This window comes from Deltaproteobacteria bacterium, assembly GCA_016709225.1.
Classification (GTDB): Bacteria; Myxococcota_A; Polyangia; order Nannocystales; family Nannocystaceae; genus Xiheibacterium; species Xiheibacterium phototrophicum.
This window is the reverse complement of sequence record JADJEE010000002.1, coordinates 363,853-378,600: the sequence shown is the minus strand read 5'-3', so window position 1 is coordinate 378,600 and position 14,748 is coordinate 363,853. Positions and strand designations below refer to the sequence as shown.

Here is a 14,748-nt window from a genome sequence, read left to right as displayed (position 1 = left end):
CGGTGTTGTTAGCGGCCGTCGGTGGTCAACACGAGGTTGTCACGGGTCACCAGCGCATCGTAGCCGCGATACCCGAGGATCGCATCGATCTCCGTGCTGTGGTGACCGGCGAGCGAGCGGCACGCCGCGGCACCGTAGTTGACGAGGCCACGGCCGAACACGCGGCCCGAGCGATCGCGGATCTCGACGAGGTCGCCGCGGTCGAACTCACCCTCGATCTGCAGCACGCCGATCGGGAGCAGCGAGGCCTTGCGTTGCAGCAGCGCTGCGATCGCGCCGTCGTTCACGACCAGCGCGCCGGTGCGCGGGCCTTGGGCGAGCGCGCGGCGGCGGGCCGGGCGTGGCGCGGTGGGCCAGAACACGGTGCCGAGGTCCTCGCCCGCGAGCAGCCGCGTGAGCACCTGTGGCGCGTCGGCGCCGACGATCGCGGCCGGGATCCCGGCCTCGGTGACGAGCTGCGCCGCCGCCAGCTTGCTGGCCATGCCGCCGGTACCGCCGCCGCTGCTGCCGTCGGCGCGGCCGCGATCGTCGTCGGCGACCCCGAGGCGATCGGGGATGCGACGCGCGTCGGGGTCGATGCGGGGGTTGGCGGTGTAGAGCCCGTCGACGTCGGTGAGCAGCACCAGCAGGTCGGCATCCAGCGCGCGAGCGACGAGCGCCGAGAGCCCGTCGTTGTCGCCGAACGCGACCTCGGGGCCCTGACCGCCGTCGGCGATGCGGATCTCGATCAGCTCGCGCACACTGACGCTGTCGTTCTCGTTCAAGACCGGTAGCGCGCCGAGCTCGAGCAGGCGCATCAAGGTCGTGCGCACGCACAACGCCCGATCGCGATCGGCGAGGTCGTCCTGCGTCAGCAGCACCTGCGCCGCCGTGACCCCCAGCTGGGCGAACGCCTGGGTGTACAGCGCCATCAGGTGGCCCTGACCGACCGCCGCGCAGGCCTGGCGCAGGCCCAGCGATCGCGGGCGCTCCTGCAGCGACAGCGCACGCATGCCCATGCCGACCGCGCCGCTCGATACGAGCACCAGCTCGAGCCCACGTCGACGCAGGCGCGCGAGCGTCTCGAGCAGCGCGTGCACGCGGCCGGCGGCCAGCTCGATGCCGTCGTGGGTCACCACGTGGGTGCCGAACTTCACGACGATGCGGCGGGCGGCGGCGAGCTCGCTGCGGGCGGGCACGTGTGGGCGGCCGGGCAGGTTCATGGCAGCCATCCCATCGGATCGTCGAGGCCCTCGCGGGTCTGCACGCGGCCGCGGCGTTGGCTCGCGATGGCCTGTCGCGCGTCGTTCAGGATCGCGGCCGGGATCCGCACCGAGGCCTTGGCACCGTGCAGCGCGATGCCGCCGCGCAGCAGATCGCGGCGCACGCTACGGACGTTGTCGAAGCCGAGCCGCTGGCTGCGGCCCGCGGGATCGACGTCGAGGATGGCGCCGTCGGTGACCATCACCGAGCGTCGTGAGAGCCGCTCGCGCACGATCGCGAACACCACTGGCAGGCTGACCGCCGCCAGCGGCTGCCACAGCGATGACAGCGGCTGCAGCCAGAACTCCGGCACCACCAGGGTGACCAGCAACAGCGCGACGCCGACCAACGTCGCGCCGATGACGATGGGGGCCCGCTCGATCTCCTGCTTCTCGCCCCACCACACCAGCGCCTCGCCGAACTCGAGGTGACGCGCGAGATCCAGCGGCACGACCCCGGGGGAGGGCGGTGCGCCGTGGGCGAGGATGCGTCGGCCACCGCCGCCGCCGCCTTCGCTGCCGCCCGGTAGCACCGACAGCGTCACGGCTGCAGCTCCTGCACGCGCACGCCACTGCGACGCAGGAGCGCGTCGAGCACGACCAGCGCCGCCATGGCCTCCACCATCGGCACCGCCCGGGGTAGCACGCAGGGATCGTGGCGCCCACGCGCGCGGAAGCGGGTGGCCTCACCGGTGCGCGTCACGGTGTCTTGCTCGACGAACACGGTCGCGACGGGCTTGAACGCCACTGCGAAGCGGATGGTTTCGCCGTTGCTGATGCCGCCCTGGATGCCGCCGCTGCGGTTGGTGCGGGTCGCGACCGCCAGCGGTGCGCGCTCGGGCGCCGGCACGAACGCGTCGTTGTGGGCGGTGCCGTGCATGCGCGTGGCTGCGAAGCCCTCGCCGAGCTCGAAGCCGCGACTCGCCGGCAGGCTCATCATCGCGTGCGCGAGCGTGGCCGAGAGCTTGTCGAACACCGGCTCGCCGAGCCCGGCCGGCACGCCGCGCACGATCGCGCGGATGATGCCGCCGACGGTGTCGCCGCGCTTGCGCGCGTGCTCGATGCTCGCGGCCATCGCCGCGGCCGCGTCGAGGTCCGGGCAGCGCACGTCGGTGGCGTCGACGCGCGCACGGGTGAGGTCCGCCTCGTCGATGGGTCCGGCATCGACGTCGTGCACGCGCTCGACCCACGCCACGACCTCGATCCCCCGCAGCGCCAGCAAGTCCTCCGCGAGGGTGCCGGCGGCGACGCGCGCGACGGTCTCGCGGGCGGAGGCCCGTCCACCGCCCTCGACGAAGCGCAGCCCGAAGCGCGCGTCGTAGGTGAAGTCGGCGTGCGACGGCCGGTAGACCCGGTGCAGCTCGGCGTAGTCGCCGGCCTTGGCGTCGGTGTTGCGCACCATCATCGCGATCGGTGTGCCGAGTGTGAGGCCGCTGGCCGGCTCGACCCCCGACAGCAGCTCGATGGTGTCGGCCTCACGGCGCTGCGAGCCGAGCGGCTGGCCCGGTCGGCGCCGCGCCAGCTGGGCCGCGATCCGCTCGTGGGGGAAGCGGTGGCCGGATGGACAGCCGTCCACGATCACACCCACGGCACCACCGTGCGACTCGCCGAAGGTGGTGACGCGGAATCGTTCGCCGATCGAGTTGCCCGCCACGAATCGCCGTTCGCCCGCGAGTGTAGCAGGCCCGCAGCCGGCCCGCGGGGGCGGCCCTACGGTCGCGAACTCGACAGCCGCGCCGCGTTCGTGATCCACTGCGAGCTGCAGATGGCCGACGACGAACGACTGTCGCGACTCGAGACGTTGCTCCGCATCGACGAGCGCATCGCCGTGCTCGAGAAGGCGCGGCCCGAGCGCTCGCCGTGGTGGCGCAACGCGCCGCTGGTGGTCGCCTACGGCGGGGTCCTGGCGCTGGTACCCGCACTGGTCACCGGCGTGTCGAGCTACTTCCAGAACCAACGGCAATACGAGCTCGCCCACCGCGAGCACGAGCAGCAGCAGACCCTGGCGTATCTGCAGCTGGCGGTGGACGCCGCCGCCCCCGAGGCCACCCGCGCGCAGGTGCTGCGATTCCTGGTCGCGCTCGATGCCGACGATGCCGTCGGGATGTGGGCCACGGGCGAGCTCGCGCGGGTCGAGCAGAAGCTCGACGTGTTGGGGGTCGAGCACGAGTCCGCGGTCACCGAGGCCGAGAGCGCCGAGCAGCAGGCCAAGCTGGCCGAGCGCGACGCCGCGGCGGCCGAGGCCAAGGCCAAGGCCAACCCGCAGGAGGCCGCGATGGCGGCGGCGAAGGTCGCCGACGCCAAGAACCTGCGTCGGCTCGCCGACCGGCGGCACGATCGCGTCGATGATCTCGCGACCCGCACCGGTGATGCGCCGCTCAAGGTGATGGAGCTGCGCAACGCCGGCGTCGAGGCCAAGCCGGTGGTGATCGATCGCTCGGCGTTGGATCTCGCGCTGCGGACGGCGGCCGTGGTCGAGAAGTGACGTCGCCGACGGCGGGGGCGATTGGCTTCAGCGATCGAGGAACCCCTCGAGCGCCGCGCGCCACGGCTGCGGCGCTTCGATCGCGACCGTGTGGCCGACGTCGTCGATGATGATCGCGTCGGCGTGCAGGCGCTCGGCGAGCGCGCGCACGTCGGCCGGGGCCGCCAGGCGATCGAGCGCGCCGCCGATGCACAGTGCGTCCACGCCGGCCGCGCCCGCGCGCTCCGCCAGCGCGGCGGTGGTCCACGGCGAGTCGTCGGCGAGCTGCTGGGTCTGCCGCATCAGCGCCAACACGCCGTCGTAGCGGTTGCGCTCGATCGACGCGCGGACCATCGCTTCGATCGAGCCGGCATGCCGGGCCAGGTAGGCCGGGCCGAGGATGTCGGGCAGGCTCACCCGCGCCAGCGCCTCGAGGTCGCCGGTCGCCAGCGCGGCGATCCAGCCCTGCACGACGAGCCGCGCGAGCACGCTGCGATCGAGGCCAACCCCGCAGATCGCGACCCGCCGCAGCAGCGCCGGCGCGGCCGCGGCGATCGCCAGCGCGACGCGCCCGCCGAACGAGAACCCGCACAGGTCGACCGGCGTGCGCAGGCCCAGTGCGTCGACCAGCGCGGCGAAGTCCTCGACCTGCTGCGGCAGCGAGCAGTCGTCGAGCGGTAGCTCGGTCATGCCCTGGCCGCGGGCCTCGTAGACGATGGTCTCGCGGCGCTCCGACAGCGGTCGCAGGTGCGCGCCCCAGCTCGCGAGGGTCTGCGTCATGCCGCCGATGAGCAGCAGCGCGGGGCGGTCGTCGGCCTCGCATGGTCGTCGGTCGACGCGCATGCGGCCGCCGCGTCGGGCGAGATCGATCCACTCGGGCATGGCAGCGGGCGCGAGCTTAGCAGGCCGCGGCCGCGCGGCGCTGCCGACCTGCGGCGTCAGCCGGTCGGCCACCAGGGATCGTCGGTGCCGTCGTCCTGATCGCACAGCGCGCGCTCGAGGGTGCAGTCGCCACCACCGAACTGGATCGCCTCGGCCACGCAGTCGCCGCACGCGGCCTGGTCCTCGTGGCACGCGGTGTCGCAGTATTCGTTGGCGCAGAAGACCAGCGCGCCATAGCTGCGGATGGTCTCGGCGTTGGTGCGCGAGAAGCAGGTGTCGGCGCAGCCGGCGGGCGCCGACTGGCTGGCCTCGCACGCGCGCAGGCAGTCCTCGAGCCCGGTGCACGACAGCTGCTTGCCGGCGCCCGGCACCACGCACCAGCACGCGTGCTGGCCCTCGGTACTCGCGAGCAGGCACGAGAAGTTGAGGTTGCCACCGCAGACGTCGGTGCACGAGTAGACGGTCGCCTCGCCGGTGCTCGGATCGCAGCTGCGCAGGGTGTCTTGGTTCTCGCAGCGATCGTCGCTGGCGATCACGCACGCGTGGGCCTCGGCGCCGCCGCTGCCGCTGCCGCTGCCGCTGCCGCTACCACTGCCGTCACTGCCGCCGCTGCTGCCGTCGGTGGCGGGCGTCGAGGAGTCGGCCGACTGCAACTCCTGGAACAGCGAGCAGCCGGCGACGGCGATGCCGACGGTCAGGGCCGCGGCGACGGACGCCGCGCGGGCGGTTCGGTGCGTGGTCACGGCGGCAGTAGACCCCCCGGCTTCGCCTCCAGGCCAATAACTGGCCAAAGCCGCCGCTTGGGTCGGTGGGGCTGCCGCGACGCTCGCGGTTGCCCTACCATGTCCAACCGATGGCCGACCCCGAACGGACCCCATCGGGCACCCCGAGCGGAGCCACGGCTGCGCCGTCGGGCCGGGAGCAGATGCGGGTCGCGTTGGGGCTGCCCGCCGGGCGCACGCTCGCCGAGGTGCTCGGCGAGTACGAGGCCCGCGTCGCGCGACTCGAGCGGGAGCTGCGGGAGCTCCGAGGCTTGTTGGAGTCGGCGCATCGCGCCGTGGTTTGACGACCCGCGGCGCCCGACGGCCGCCCCCCACCAAGAGCCGAGACGTTCCGAGATGGCGCAGACCGAGCTGTCCTTCCGACCCGGGCGGCCCGCACGTGACGGCGACGGCCCCAACGTGCTGACCGTGAGCGCGCTGGTGCGGCTCGCCCACGGCACCCTCGACGGGCGCATCGGCGTGGTCTGGGTCGAGGGCGAGGTCTCGAACCTGCGCATCGGCGCGGCCGGTCACGCCTTCTTCACGCTCAAGGACGACGACGCGATGTTGCCGGTCGCGATGTGGCGCTCGAGCATCGAGCGGCTGCGCTTCCGGCTCGGCGACGGTCAGTCGCTGCGCGTGTGCGGCCGGGTCGGCATCTTCGCCAAGCAGGGCCGCTTCCAGCTCTACGCCGATCGGGCGGAGCCCGCGGGGCTCGGCGCGCGCATGCTCGAGCTCGAGCAGCGCAAGGCCAAGCTGGCCGCGATGGGCCTGTTTGCGGCCGAGCGGAAGCGACCGCTGCCGAGCTGGCCGCGGATCGTCGGCGTGATCACGTCGGCCCACGGCGCGGCGCTGCACGACATCGTCGAGGTCGGTCGTCGCCGCTGCCCCACGCGGTTCCTGCTCGCGGCCGCGGTGGTGCAGGGCGACGACGCGCCGCGCTCGCTGCGGCGCGCGCTGGTGCGCTTGCAGGCGTGGCCGCAGGTCGACGTGATCATCATCGGCCGTGGCGGCGGTTCGACCGAGGACCTCTGGGCCTTCAACGACGAGGCGCTCGCCCACGCCATCGCCGCGTGCCCGGTCCCGGTGGTGTCGGCGGTCGGGCACGAGGTCGACGTCACGATCTGCGATCTGGTTGCCGATGTCCGCGCCGCCACGCCGTCGCAGGCGGCCGAGCTGGTGGTGCCGGATCGCACGGCCGCGAGCTCGCGGCTGCGCGTGCTCGCGGCGAGGGCCGTGCGCGCGCAGCAGCGAGCGCTGCTCGATCGTCGCGGCGAGCTCGAGCGGCTGCGCATGCAGATGTCGGCGCTGGCGCGCGCGCTGGTCGGTCCGCCCCGACGCGCGCTCGCGCGGCTCGAGCGGACGATCGCGCAGCACCATCCGCGCTCTCGCATCGCCCGGGATCGACGGCGGCTCGCGGTGCTGCGCGACGCGTTGGCGCGGCTCGCCGCGGTGCGACTCGCGGCCGCGCGCACGCGGCTGCGCGAGCTCACCGCGCGGCTCGAGCGTGCCGGGGCGCGGCTGCCGATCGTCGCAGCCGCGCGGCTCGACGCGCTCACGCGGCGGGTGCTCGCGCAGGGCGCTCGCCTGCCGTCGGGTGCCCGCCTGCGGCTGGCCCGCGCGGCCGCGCGGCTCGACGCGCTGTCGCCCCTGGCGGTGCTGCAACGCGGCTATGCCGTGGTGCAGGGCCCGTCCGGGCGGGCCCTGACCGCCGCCGACGAGGTCACCCAGGGCGACTTGATCCGGGTGCGGCTGATGCGAGGTATGTTGCGCGCCACGGTCGACGACATCGCCGTCGACCCCGAGGACTGACGCCGTCATGCTCGAGCTGCTCTCCGATCCGGAGGTCTATGTCTCGTTGCTCGTGCTCTCCGTGATGGAGATCGTGCTCGGCATCGACAACATCGTGTTCATCACGATCCTCTGCGGTCGCTTGCCCCGCGAGCAGCAGCTCGGCGCGCGGCGGCTGGGCCTGTTCATGGCGTTGTTCTCGCGGCTGGGGTTGCTGCTCAGCATCAGCTGGGTGATGCACCTGCAGGACCCGCTGTTCACGCTCGTGCGCGAGTTCAACGGCAAGGATCTCATCCTCGTGGGCGGCGGCCTGTTCCTGCTCTACAAGGCGACCCACGAGATCTTCGTCGCCGTCGAGCATCCCGGTCAGGAGAAGTCGGAGGTCGAGCACGACGCCGATCGCGTCGCAGCCCGGAAGTCCGGTCGCGGCGCCTTCATCGGCATCATCGCGCAGGTGATGGTGCTCGACATCGTGTTCTCGCTGGACTCGGTCATCACCGCGGTGGGCATGGCCAAGCACATCCCCGTGATGATCGGCGCGATGATCATCGCGGTGGTGGTGATGATGGTGTTCGCCGGTCCGGTCGGCGACTTCATCGAGCGCCATCCTTCGGTACGGGTGCTGGCGCTGGCGTTCTTGGTGTTGATCGGGGTGATGCTGGTCGCCGAGGGTACCGGCGCCCACGTCTCGAAGGGCTACGTCTACTCGGCCATGGGCTTCTCGTTGTTCGTGCAGATCCTCAACCTCCGCGTCGACGCCAAGTCCAAGGCCTCGACCGACAGCCAGGCGGCGAAGTGAGCGAACCAGTCAACGATCCCGGCCGCTGCTTCGGCGTGTTCGGCGACCCCATCGGGCACTCGCGCTCGCCCGACATGCACAACGCCGCGTTCGCGGCGATGGGCATGCCCCACCGGTACTTCGCGTTCCAGGTGCGGCCGCACGCCCTCGCCAACGCGCTCGCCGGTGCCCGCGCGATGGGGCTGGGCGGGCTCAACCTCACGGTGCCCCACAAGCGCACCGCGGTCGCGCACATGGATCGCCTGGCGCCCGAGGCCGCGCGCATCGGGGCGATCAACACGGTGATCATCCGGCGCGGCGAGCTGGTCGGGCACAACACCGACGGCTCGGGGTTCCTCGATGCGTTGGCGGAGCTCGGCGGCAACTCGCCGAAGCGGGCGGTGGTGCTGGGCGGTGGCGGGGCCGCGCGCTCGGTGGTCGACGCGCTGCGGCACTGCGAGGCCCCGGCCGACGTCGTCTGGGTCAGCCGCGAGGCCGGGCGCCTGCCCGTGCTCGACGGCGTCGCGCGCTGCGGCTACGACGGCATCGCCACCGCGTTCGACGGTTGCGAGCTGCTCGTGAACGCCACCACCGTGGGCATGCGCGGCGGGCCCGATCGCTTCGCGAAACCGCTGCCGCTCGACCGCCTCGGCCGCGGCGCACGGGTGGTCGACCTGGTCTACCCGCGGCCGAACGGCGGGCTGCTCGACGATGCCGCTCGCCTGGGCGCGCGCACCCAGGACGGGCTCGCGACGCTGCTGTGGCAGGGCGTGCGCGCGCTCGAGCTGTGGCTGGGCATCGCGCTGCCGGCCTCGGTGGTGGCGACCATGCGGCGCGCGCTCAACCGCTAGCGTCGCTTCGGATCCTCCATCGCCATGCCCCGCCGACCTCTCACCGTCCTCGCGCTCGTGCTCACCGTCACCGTCGCCGCGTGCGGCCACGCCGACGACGGTGCGGCGGGTGGCGCGAGCGGGGACGCAGGCGCGACCGGCAGCACCGAGGCCAATGCCACTGCGGCCAGTGCCGCCACCGAGGGTGGCGCCGTCGCCGAGTGCGAGCAGCCCGGGCTCGTCTGGCGCAGCGGCAACAAGACCACCTACGAGTCGTATCCCGATCCAGGCAGCGACGAGTGCGTCCTCTACAACGGCTGCGCGTACGTGGGGCAGTTCGCGGCCTGCGCGAACACGATGCCCAAGGCATGGGTGATGGAGCACGACCTCGCGGCCGTGTTCCCCCTCGGTGAGCTCGCGCTGCACCGCATCTGCGTGCGGGCGGCCGGTCACGTGCGGGTCGTGACGGTGGTCGACACCTGCGCCGACAGCGACTGCGACGGCTGCTGCAGCGAGAACCGGGGCAGCGCGGACGCGCTGGTCGACCTCGAGTCCTTCACCGACGCCCGCTTCGGGGTCGGGGACGGGCCCATCGAGTGGGCCGACCTCGGCCCCGGCGACCCCGACGGCTGCAACTGACGCCTGGGGGCCAGGGGCGCGGGCCTTTCGAGCCCTGCGCCGCTTGGGGCCGAGCTCGGCCCCCAAGCGGCCGGGCCGAGCGCGGCCCCCAAGCGGCCGGGCCCGAGGGGTGCCCGAGCGGCCGACCCCCGCCGGCGCGCCGATTTCTTGCGCGCGGTGATCACCGACTGATAGGGGGCGTGAAGACCGACTCCGCGATCGTGGTTCGAGATCCGATCCGGAGCCTGTGGAGAGGCGAACCCACCATGGCGTACTTCGAGCTCGAAGAGGCGTTTCCGGATCACGCGCGCATCAAGGTGATCGGCGTCGGCGGTGCTGGCGGCAACGCGGTGAACACGATGATCGGCCACGGGGTCGATGGCGTCGAGTTCATCACGGCCAACACCGACGTGCAGGCGCTCGAGAAGAGCCGCGCCGGAGTCCGCCTCCAGCTGGGCTCGCAGATCACCCGCGGCCTCGGGGCCGGCGCCAACCCGGAGCGAGGCCGCGAGGCCGCGCTCGAGAGCGTGCCGGAGCTGACCGAGGCCCTGCGCGGTGCCGACATGGTGTTCGTGACCGCGGGCATGGGCGGCGGCACCGGCACGGGCGCGGCGCCGATCGTGGCGCAGGTCGCCCGCGAGATCGGGGCCCTGTGCGTCGGCGTGGTCACCAAGCCGTTCCGCTTCGAGGGCAAGCGACGCCTGCGCATCGGTGAGGAGGGCATCGCCAACCTCGAGAAGGCGGTCGACACCCTCATCACGATCCCCAACGATCGCCTGCTCGACGTCACCAGCACGTCGACCAGCCTGCTCGACAGCTTCAAGCTCTGCGACGAGGTGCTGCAGCACGCGACCCAGGGCGTGTCGGACCTCATCACGATCCCCGGCATCATCAACGTCGACTTCGCCGATGTCCGCACCATCATGTCCGGCCAGGGCCGCGCGCTGATGGGCATGGGCATCGCGTCGGAGGAGGGCCGCGCGGTCGCGGCCGCGCAGCAGGCCATCAACAGCCCGCTGCTCGAGGACGTCACCATCCACGGCGCCCGCGGCATCCTCATCAACATCACCGCCGGCACCGACCTCAAGCTCCACGAGGTCGAAGAGGCCGCGTCGCTGATCCAGGAAGCCGCCCACGAGGACTGCAACATCATCTTCGGCGCGGTCATCGACGAGAACATGGGCGATGCCCTGCGCATCACCGTGATCGCGACCGGCTTCGATCTGCACCTGCCGGCCCACGAGGATCTCGAGGAGGCCATCCGCAGCCACAGCGGCCGTCGCCGCCAGTCGCAGATGGTCGCCGCCGGTGCGATCGGCCCCGGCACCGGGCCCGTGAACCGCAAGGACATGGCGCAGGCCAACACCACCCGCCAGGGCGGGCTCTTCTCGAGCACGCAGCTGCACGCGCCGCGCGTGCAACAGGTCCAGGCGCCCGCGCCCGCACCCAGCCGTCCGGTGACCCCGCCGACCGTCAACAATGCTGCGCAGACCTCCTCGTGGTCGCGTGCCGAGGTCGCCGCCGATCCCTCGGAGATCCCGGCGTTCCTGCGCCGGCGCGACGAGAACGGCTTCTTCCGTTGATGCCGGGGCGCGACAGCGCCCGGCACTTGGCTTGGCTTCATCGCTCGTTTCTTCGTCCTTCGTCCTTCGAGCAACGGTAACGGCAGACTCCATTCGAAGGGGCGGTCCTCCACGAGGATTCGCCCCTTCGTCATGTCGTGGTGCCGACACGGTGGCGCGTCGGCGCGGGGGCGTGCGACGGCGTCAACCCGCGACGCACATCCCAAGATCCGCGAGGCATTCCTGCGGTGCGTTGTTAGGTTCGAACCACAGGACGCATGAGGTGCCTTCGATCTCGCACTGGGTATCGCCGAGATCGATGTCACAGAAGTGGGTGCAACAGTAGGTATCGGTACAGTTCGGTACGAGGGGGGGCTCGGCGCAGAATAGTCCGTCGTCGCAGTGGTTCAGCGCCGAGCATGGTTCACCGGGACCCGCCGGAGCGGCCCTCATGGGTGCGCACACGAATTGCGTGTCGACGGACACGCACCCGAAGTCCTCCGCACAGTCGTCGGCGAGCGGATCGCAGGTCGCGACGCAGACCGGGAGGTTGCCGCCGTTGGTCACGGTGCAGGTCGTGCCCGCCCCCTGGCAGGTCGGCGCCTCGGGCCCGCAGCCGCACAGCTCGACGCAGACACCCGTTAGCGTCTCGGCGTCGACGGCCCAGCACATCAGCCCCAGATCACAGTCGTCGAGCCCGCTGGTGGCAGCACCCTGGGTCTGGCACGGCTGCCCCACCTGCACGGGGGCCGGCGCGAGCGGGACACACCCGGTGGAGTCCCACGCTCCCCCATCGGTGGCGTAGGGGTTGCACTTCTCCCCCTCGGGACAGTCCTGGGAGAACGGATCGCAACTTCCGGACCCATCGAAAGGGGACGGCGATGCGCAGCGCTCACCGCCTCTGGGCACCTCGCACGCGGGCTCGACGGTGCCCGTCGTCGAACTGCCCTCGCTCCCGCTCGAGCTGGATCCATCGGTGGTCCCCGGCGAAGACGCCGACGTCTCGCTTCCCTCGGTGGCCGCCACGGACGATTCGGTCGTCGCCGATGAATCGCTCCCCGAGGATTCGGCGGTGGCGGTGCTCTCACCGTCGCCGGTGCTCGACGTCGTCGCTGCGCCGCTCCCCGCTGTCGTTCCGCAGCCGCCGACGAAGCCCAACAAGACGATGACCCAATCCCACGATGCTCTAGACATGCTCGGGCCCATTGCGGATTGCGGGCCCGTCGATGACGCTACGGACGACGGCGGTCACGGGGAGAGTGAGACGACGTAGCCGTAGGCATCGAACCCCGAGCGACCGCCGAAGTCGATCGCGTAGCCGGACGCCGCCACGCGACCCGTGGCGGTCGATGCGACGGCGTCGAACCGGGCCTCGCCGAACGGCGGGGTGAGTTCGACCTCGGTGACCCAGCGGTACGCGCCGGCCGGGTCCAGGCGGGCGATCACAGGCCGCGCGTAGCCCGTGCCGAGGTCTGCGCCCGCGACGACGAGGTCACCGGCGGCATCGGCCACCGCCGACCATCGCGAGTCCTCGCGCGTGCTGGTCCACTGCACGTCGAGCTGGGGTGTGTACAGCCGAACGAATCCCATCGGGGCGTCGGAGGACGGTGACAGCTGGCCGACCACCGCGACCCCGAGCCCCGCTATGGCCGCGAGGGCGTCGGGGTTCGCGTCCAGCAACGGCGTGCCCTCGGCGATGACCGCCCCGCCGGCGTCGTACGCGAGCACGCGACGATCGGCCTGCGAGTCGTCGGCGGCGAGCGCGAACACGACGCCGTCGCCGACGGCGACGTCGACGACATAACCGGCGTCCAGGATCCACACGACGTTGGCGTCCGCGTCGAGCGCAGCGATGTGCGCGCCGTCGCTCACCACGACGACGTCACCGCAGAGATCGGCGTCGCGGATCTGGTCGATCTCGGTCAGCAGGAGGTCGCTCGCGTCCACCGCACGCGTCCGGCGGATCCAGCCCCGTGTCGGGCTCGTGCCGAAGATCCAGTAGGTCCCGTCCCCGGCGAGGCGCACGTCGGAGAACGATGCATCGTCGCCGGCGTCCTCGTCGGTCGAGAACGCCAGCAGGCCGTCTGCGTCGAGTCCGCGCACCGCGGCGAGCGCTTGGCCGTAGATGAAGTCTCCCGAGTAGCCGACCGCGACCGTGTTGCCCGCCGCGTCGCCTGCGACGCCGCGCAAGCGCCCCACGGTCGGCTCGGCGTGGACCCACTGAACCTCGCCCGATGGCGTGCAGTCGCGGTTGCAACCGTCGGCGTCGAGTTCGTTGCCGTCATCGCATGGCTCGTCGGCATCGAGCACGCCGTCGCCGCAGCGCGAGCCGACCTCCGACGTCGAACCGAGGCCCGTGTCACCGCTGGTATTGGTTTTGTTCGTGTCGGTCTTGTCGTCAGATGCGGCGACGGACGAGCTGTCGTCCGTCGGCGTCGAGCTCTCGGGCGCACTCGACGTCGAACTCGACTCGCCGCCAGCAGCGGGATCGAAGGGCGCCGAGAGGCAGCCCGCGGAGTAGAGCAGCGCGAGCGGCGCGGGTCCACGCATCGTCATGCTCGCCCCTTGCGGCCGACACCGTCGATGATGACGCGGGGCTCGTCCGGCCTCGGCGTTCCATCTCCGGCGAAACCCGCCGGCACCCGGTTTTTTGCGTCGCCTGACGCACTGGGGGTATTGGGCAAGATACCCGCCGCTGCCCCGCGCGCGGCACTCCGCGAAGAGCCGACGCCCCGATGTCGAAGCGCGCCACCGATCGCAAGACTCGACCCGCCAAGCGCGGCGGCAACGTGCGCCGCGTGGCGCGCGAGCAGGTCGCGGACACGGTCGTGCAGGCCAACGTCCGCGCCGAGGCCAAGGCCGAGCTGCGCCCGCCGAGCCGCATGCGACGCGTGCTGCGGAGCACGCTGCGGCTCGGGCTGCGGGTCGGCATCTGCGTGGGCCTGGCCTACGGTGTGCTCGTCGGTGTGCGCGAGGGCTATGCGTACGCGACCACGTCGCCGCGCTTCGAGGTGCGCGGCCTGCAGTTCCAGCCCACCGCCCACGTCGACGAGGCGCACCTGCGGCAGCTGCTCGCGCTCGAGCCCGGCACCAACATCCTGTCGCTGCAGCTCGACGAGCTCGCGACGCGCGTCACCGCGGAGCCGTGGGTCGCACACGCGGTCGTGAACCGCGAGCTACCCGACGCGCTGCGGGTCGAGATCACCGAGCACGAGGCCGTGGCCGTGCTGGCGGCCGGCCGCCAGCTGCTCGTCAATCGCGAGGGCGAGCCGTTCAAGCAGCTCGGCGTCGGCGAGCGCGGGCAGCTGCCCGTCGTCACCGGCGTGACCTCGGCGATGCTCGTCGCGGAGCCCGAGGTGGCGAATGCAACCATCGCGCGGGCACTCGAGGTCATCGAGGCGTACGGCAGCAAGGTGCGACCGCTGCTGTCGGAGATCCACATCGACGCGTGGGGCGGCGTCACGCTGTACACCGCGCAGATCGGCACCCAGCTGCGACTCGGTCGCGGCGACGTCAGGGCCGCGCTCGCGCGCTTCGACGCCCTGCGTGCCGCGATGGGTGACGACGCCGAGAAGCTCGCCGTCGCACACCTCGAGGGCCAGGACAACGCCGACGACGCCACCCACGAGCGCGTGGTCGCGAGCTTCTTCCCCGCCAAGGACGCGCCGGCGCTCGTCATCGACGCCCACGAGCGCGCCGCCCAGGCTGCACTGCAGCCCGCCGCCGAAGTTCCCCCCGGGGCCGACAGCCCCGAAGCCGCCGATGCGTCGCAGCCGCGACGCAAGCGCGTTCCCCGAATTCCCAGGCATCACTGACGGAGA

16 protein-coding genes are annotated in these 14,748 nt (G+C 72.3%); 9 read left to right on the top strand and 7 right to left on the bottom strand.

Translation table 11 applies throughout. The features are described 5' to 3' along the window. Window positions 1-8: 8 nt before the first annotated feature. The 3 genes from proB to aroC are packed head-to-tail and all read right to left on the bottom strand — an operon-like array spanning window position 9 to window position 2,895. On the bottom strand, window positions 9-1,202 hold the full coding sequence (gene proB, locus IPH07_15810; GenBank protein ID MBK6918858.1) for a glutamate 5-kinase: 1,194 nt from the start codon (window positions 1,200-1,202) through the stop codon (window positions 9-11). Beyond that, window positions 1,199-1,786, bottom strand: a complete 588-nt coding sequence (locus tag IPH07_15805) for a hypothetical protein (GenBank protein ID MBK6918857.1) — start codon at window positions 1,784-1,786, stop codon at window positions 1,199-1,201. The genes proB and IPH07_15805 overlap by 4 nt, the downstream gene beginning before the upstream one ends. Continuing rightward, entirely contained in the window at window positions 1,783-2,895 is a 1,113-nt protein-coding gene (gene aroC / locus IPH07_15800; GenBank protein MBK6918856.1) for a chorismate synthase, read from the bottom strand. Before aroC ends, IPH07_15805 begins: the two co-directional genes overlap by 4 nt. Between aroC and IPH07_15795 the strand changes: the two genes are divergently transcribed. Further along, complete coding sequence (locus IPH07_15795; GenBank protein MBK6918855.1) at window positions 2,794-3,726, top strand: hypothetical protein; 933 nt, start codon at window positions 2,794-2,796, stop codon at window positions 3,724-3,726. The two genes, aroC and IPH07_15795, sit on opposite strands and share 102 nt — an antisense overlap. Before the next feature lie 27 nt (window positions 3,727-3,753). Here the strand turns inward: IPH07_15795 and IPH07_15790 are convergent, their stop codons facing one another. After that, on the bottom strand, window positions 3,754-4,659 hold the full coding sequence (locus IPH07_15790; protein MBK6918854.1) for an alpha/beta fold hydrolase: 906 nt from the start codon (window positions 4,657-4,659) through the stop codon (window positions 3,754-3,756). Next, on the bottom strand, window positions 4,644-5,330 hold the full coding sequence (locus IPH07_15785) for a hypothetical protein (protein ID MBK6918853.1): 687 nt from the start codon (window positions 5,328-5,330) through the stop codon (window positions 4,644-4,646). The genes IPH07_15790 and IPH07_15785 overlap by 16 nt, the downstream gene beginning before the upstream one ends. Window positions 5,331-5,440: 110 nt before the next feature. Between IPH07_15785 and IPH07_15780 the strand changes: the two genes are divergently transcribed. The 6 genes from IPH07_15780 (at window position 5,441) to ftsZ (ending at window position 10,948) form a co-directional block, all read left to right on the top strand. After that, window positions 5,441-5,653 (top strand): hypothetical protein, encoded by a 213-nt coding sequence (locus IPH07_15780; protein ID MBK6918852.1) that lies wholly within the window; start codon window positions 5,441-5,443, stop codon window positions 5,651-5,653. A 52-nt stretch (window positions 5,654-5,705) separates the two neighbouring features. Next, window positions 5,706-7,160, top strand: coding sequence for an exodeoxyribonuclease VII large subunit (gene xseA, locus IPH07_15775; GenBank protein ID MBK6918851.1), 1,455 nt, complete (start codon window positions 5,706-5,708; stop codon window positions 7,158-7,160). Between the two features lie 7 nt (window positions 7,161-7,167). Beyond that, complete coding sequence (locus tag IPH07_15770; protein MBK6918850.1) at window positions 7,168-7,938, top strand: TerC family protein; 771 nt, start codon at window positions 7,168-7,170, stop codon at window positions 7,936-7,938. Further along, window positions 7,935-8,768 carry a shikimate dehydrogenase gene (locus IPH07_15765; GenBank protein MBK6918849.1) on the top strand — a complete coding sequence of 278 codons (834 nt, stop codon included), beginning with the start codon at window positions 7,935-7,937 and terminating at the stop codon, window positions 8,766-8,768. Before IPH07_15770 ends, IPH07_15765 begins: the two co-directional genes overlap by 4 nt. A 24-nt stretch (window positions 8,769-8,792) precedes the next feature. Continuing rightward, complete coding sequence (locus IPH07_15760) at window positions 8,793-9,386, top strand: hypothetical protein (protein MBK6918848.1); 594 nt, start codon at window positions 8,793-8,795, stop codon at window positions 9,384-9,386. Window positions 9,387-9,631: 245 nt separating this feature from the next. Further along, window positions 9,632-10,948, top strand: a complete 1,317-nt coding sequence (gene ftsZ / locus IPH07_15755; GenBank protein ID MBK6918847.1) for a cell division protein FtsZ — start codon at window positions 9,632-9,634, stop codon at window positions 10,946-10,948. A gap of 183 nt (window positions 10,949-11,131) precedes the next feature. Here ftsZ and IPH07_15750 read toward each other — a convergent pair whose 3' ends face one another. Next, complete coding sequence (locus IPH07_15750; protein ID MBK6918846.1) at window positions 11,132-11,671, bottom strand: hypothetical protein; 540 nt, start codon at window positions 11,669-11,671, stop codon at window positions 11,132-11,134. 184 nt (window positions 11,672-11,855) lie between these two features. Between IPH07_15750 and IPH07_15745 the strand changes: the two genes are divergently transcribed. Further along, window positions 11,856-12,200 (top strand): hypothetical protein, encoded by a 345-nt coding sequence (locus IPH07_15745; protein MBK6918845.1) that lies wholly within the window; start codon window positions 11,856-11,858, stop codon window positions 12,198-12,200. Here the strand turns inward: IPH07_15745 and IPH07_15740 are convergent. After that, on the bottom strand, window positions 12,176-13,483 hold the full coding sequence (locus IPH07_15740) for a hypothetical protein (protein ID MBK6918844.1): 1,308 nt from the start codon (window positions 13,481-13,483) through the stop codon (window positions 12,176-12,178). The two genes, IPH07_15745 and IPH07_15740, sit on opposite strands and share 25 nt — an antisense overlap. 179 nt (window positions 13,484-13,662) lie before the next feature. On the opposite strand from IPH07_15740, the gene IPH07_15735 reads away from it, so the two are divergent. After that, window positions 13,663-14,742: an FtsQ-type POTRA domain-containing protein gene (locus IPH07_15735; protein MBK6918843.1), complete on the top strand. Its 1,080-nt coding sequence runs from the start codon at window positions 13,663-13,665 to the stop codon at window positions 14,740-14,742. Window positions 14,743-14,748: the final 6 nt, after the last annotated feature.

What these genes read in the sequence shown, in the direction of transcription:
- proB (MBK6918858.1), bottom strand. Translation starts at nt 1,202, where the DNA reads ATGAACCTGCCCGGCCGCCCACACGTGCCCGCCCGCAGCGAGCTCGCC.
- IPH07_15780 (MBK6918852.1), top strand. Translation starts at nt 5,441, where the DNA reads ATGGCCGACCCCGAACGGACCCCATCGGGCACCCCGAGCGGAGCCACG.
- ftsZ (MBK6918847.1), top strand. Translation starts at nt 9,632, where the DNA reads ATGGCGTACTTCGAGCTCGAAGAGGCGTTTCCGGATCACGCGCGCATC.
- xseA (MBK6918851.1), top strand. Translation starts at nt 5,706, where the DNA reads ATGGCGCAGACCGAGCTGTCCTTCCGACCCGGGCGGCCCGCACGTGAC.
- IPH07_15770 (MBK6918850.1), top strand. Translation starts at nt 7,168, where the DNA reads ATGCTCGAGCTGCTCTCCGATCCGGAGGTCTATGTCTCGTTGCTCGTG.
- IPH07_15735 (MBK6918843.1), top strand. Translation starts at nt 13,663, where the DNA reads ATGTCGAAGCGCGCCACCGATCGCAAGACTCGACCCGCCAAGCGCGGC.
- IPH07_15760 (MBK6918848.1), top strand. Translation starts at nt 8,793, where the DNA reads ATGCCCCGCCGACCTCTCACCGTCCTCGCGCTCGTGCTCACCGTCACC.
- IPH07_15740 (MBK6918844.1), bottom strand. Translation starts at nt 13,483, where the DNA reads ATGACGATGCGTGGACCCGCGCCGCTCGCGCTGCTCTACTCCGCGGGC.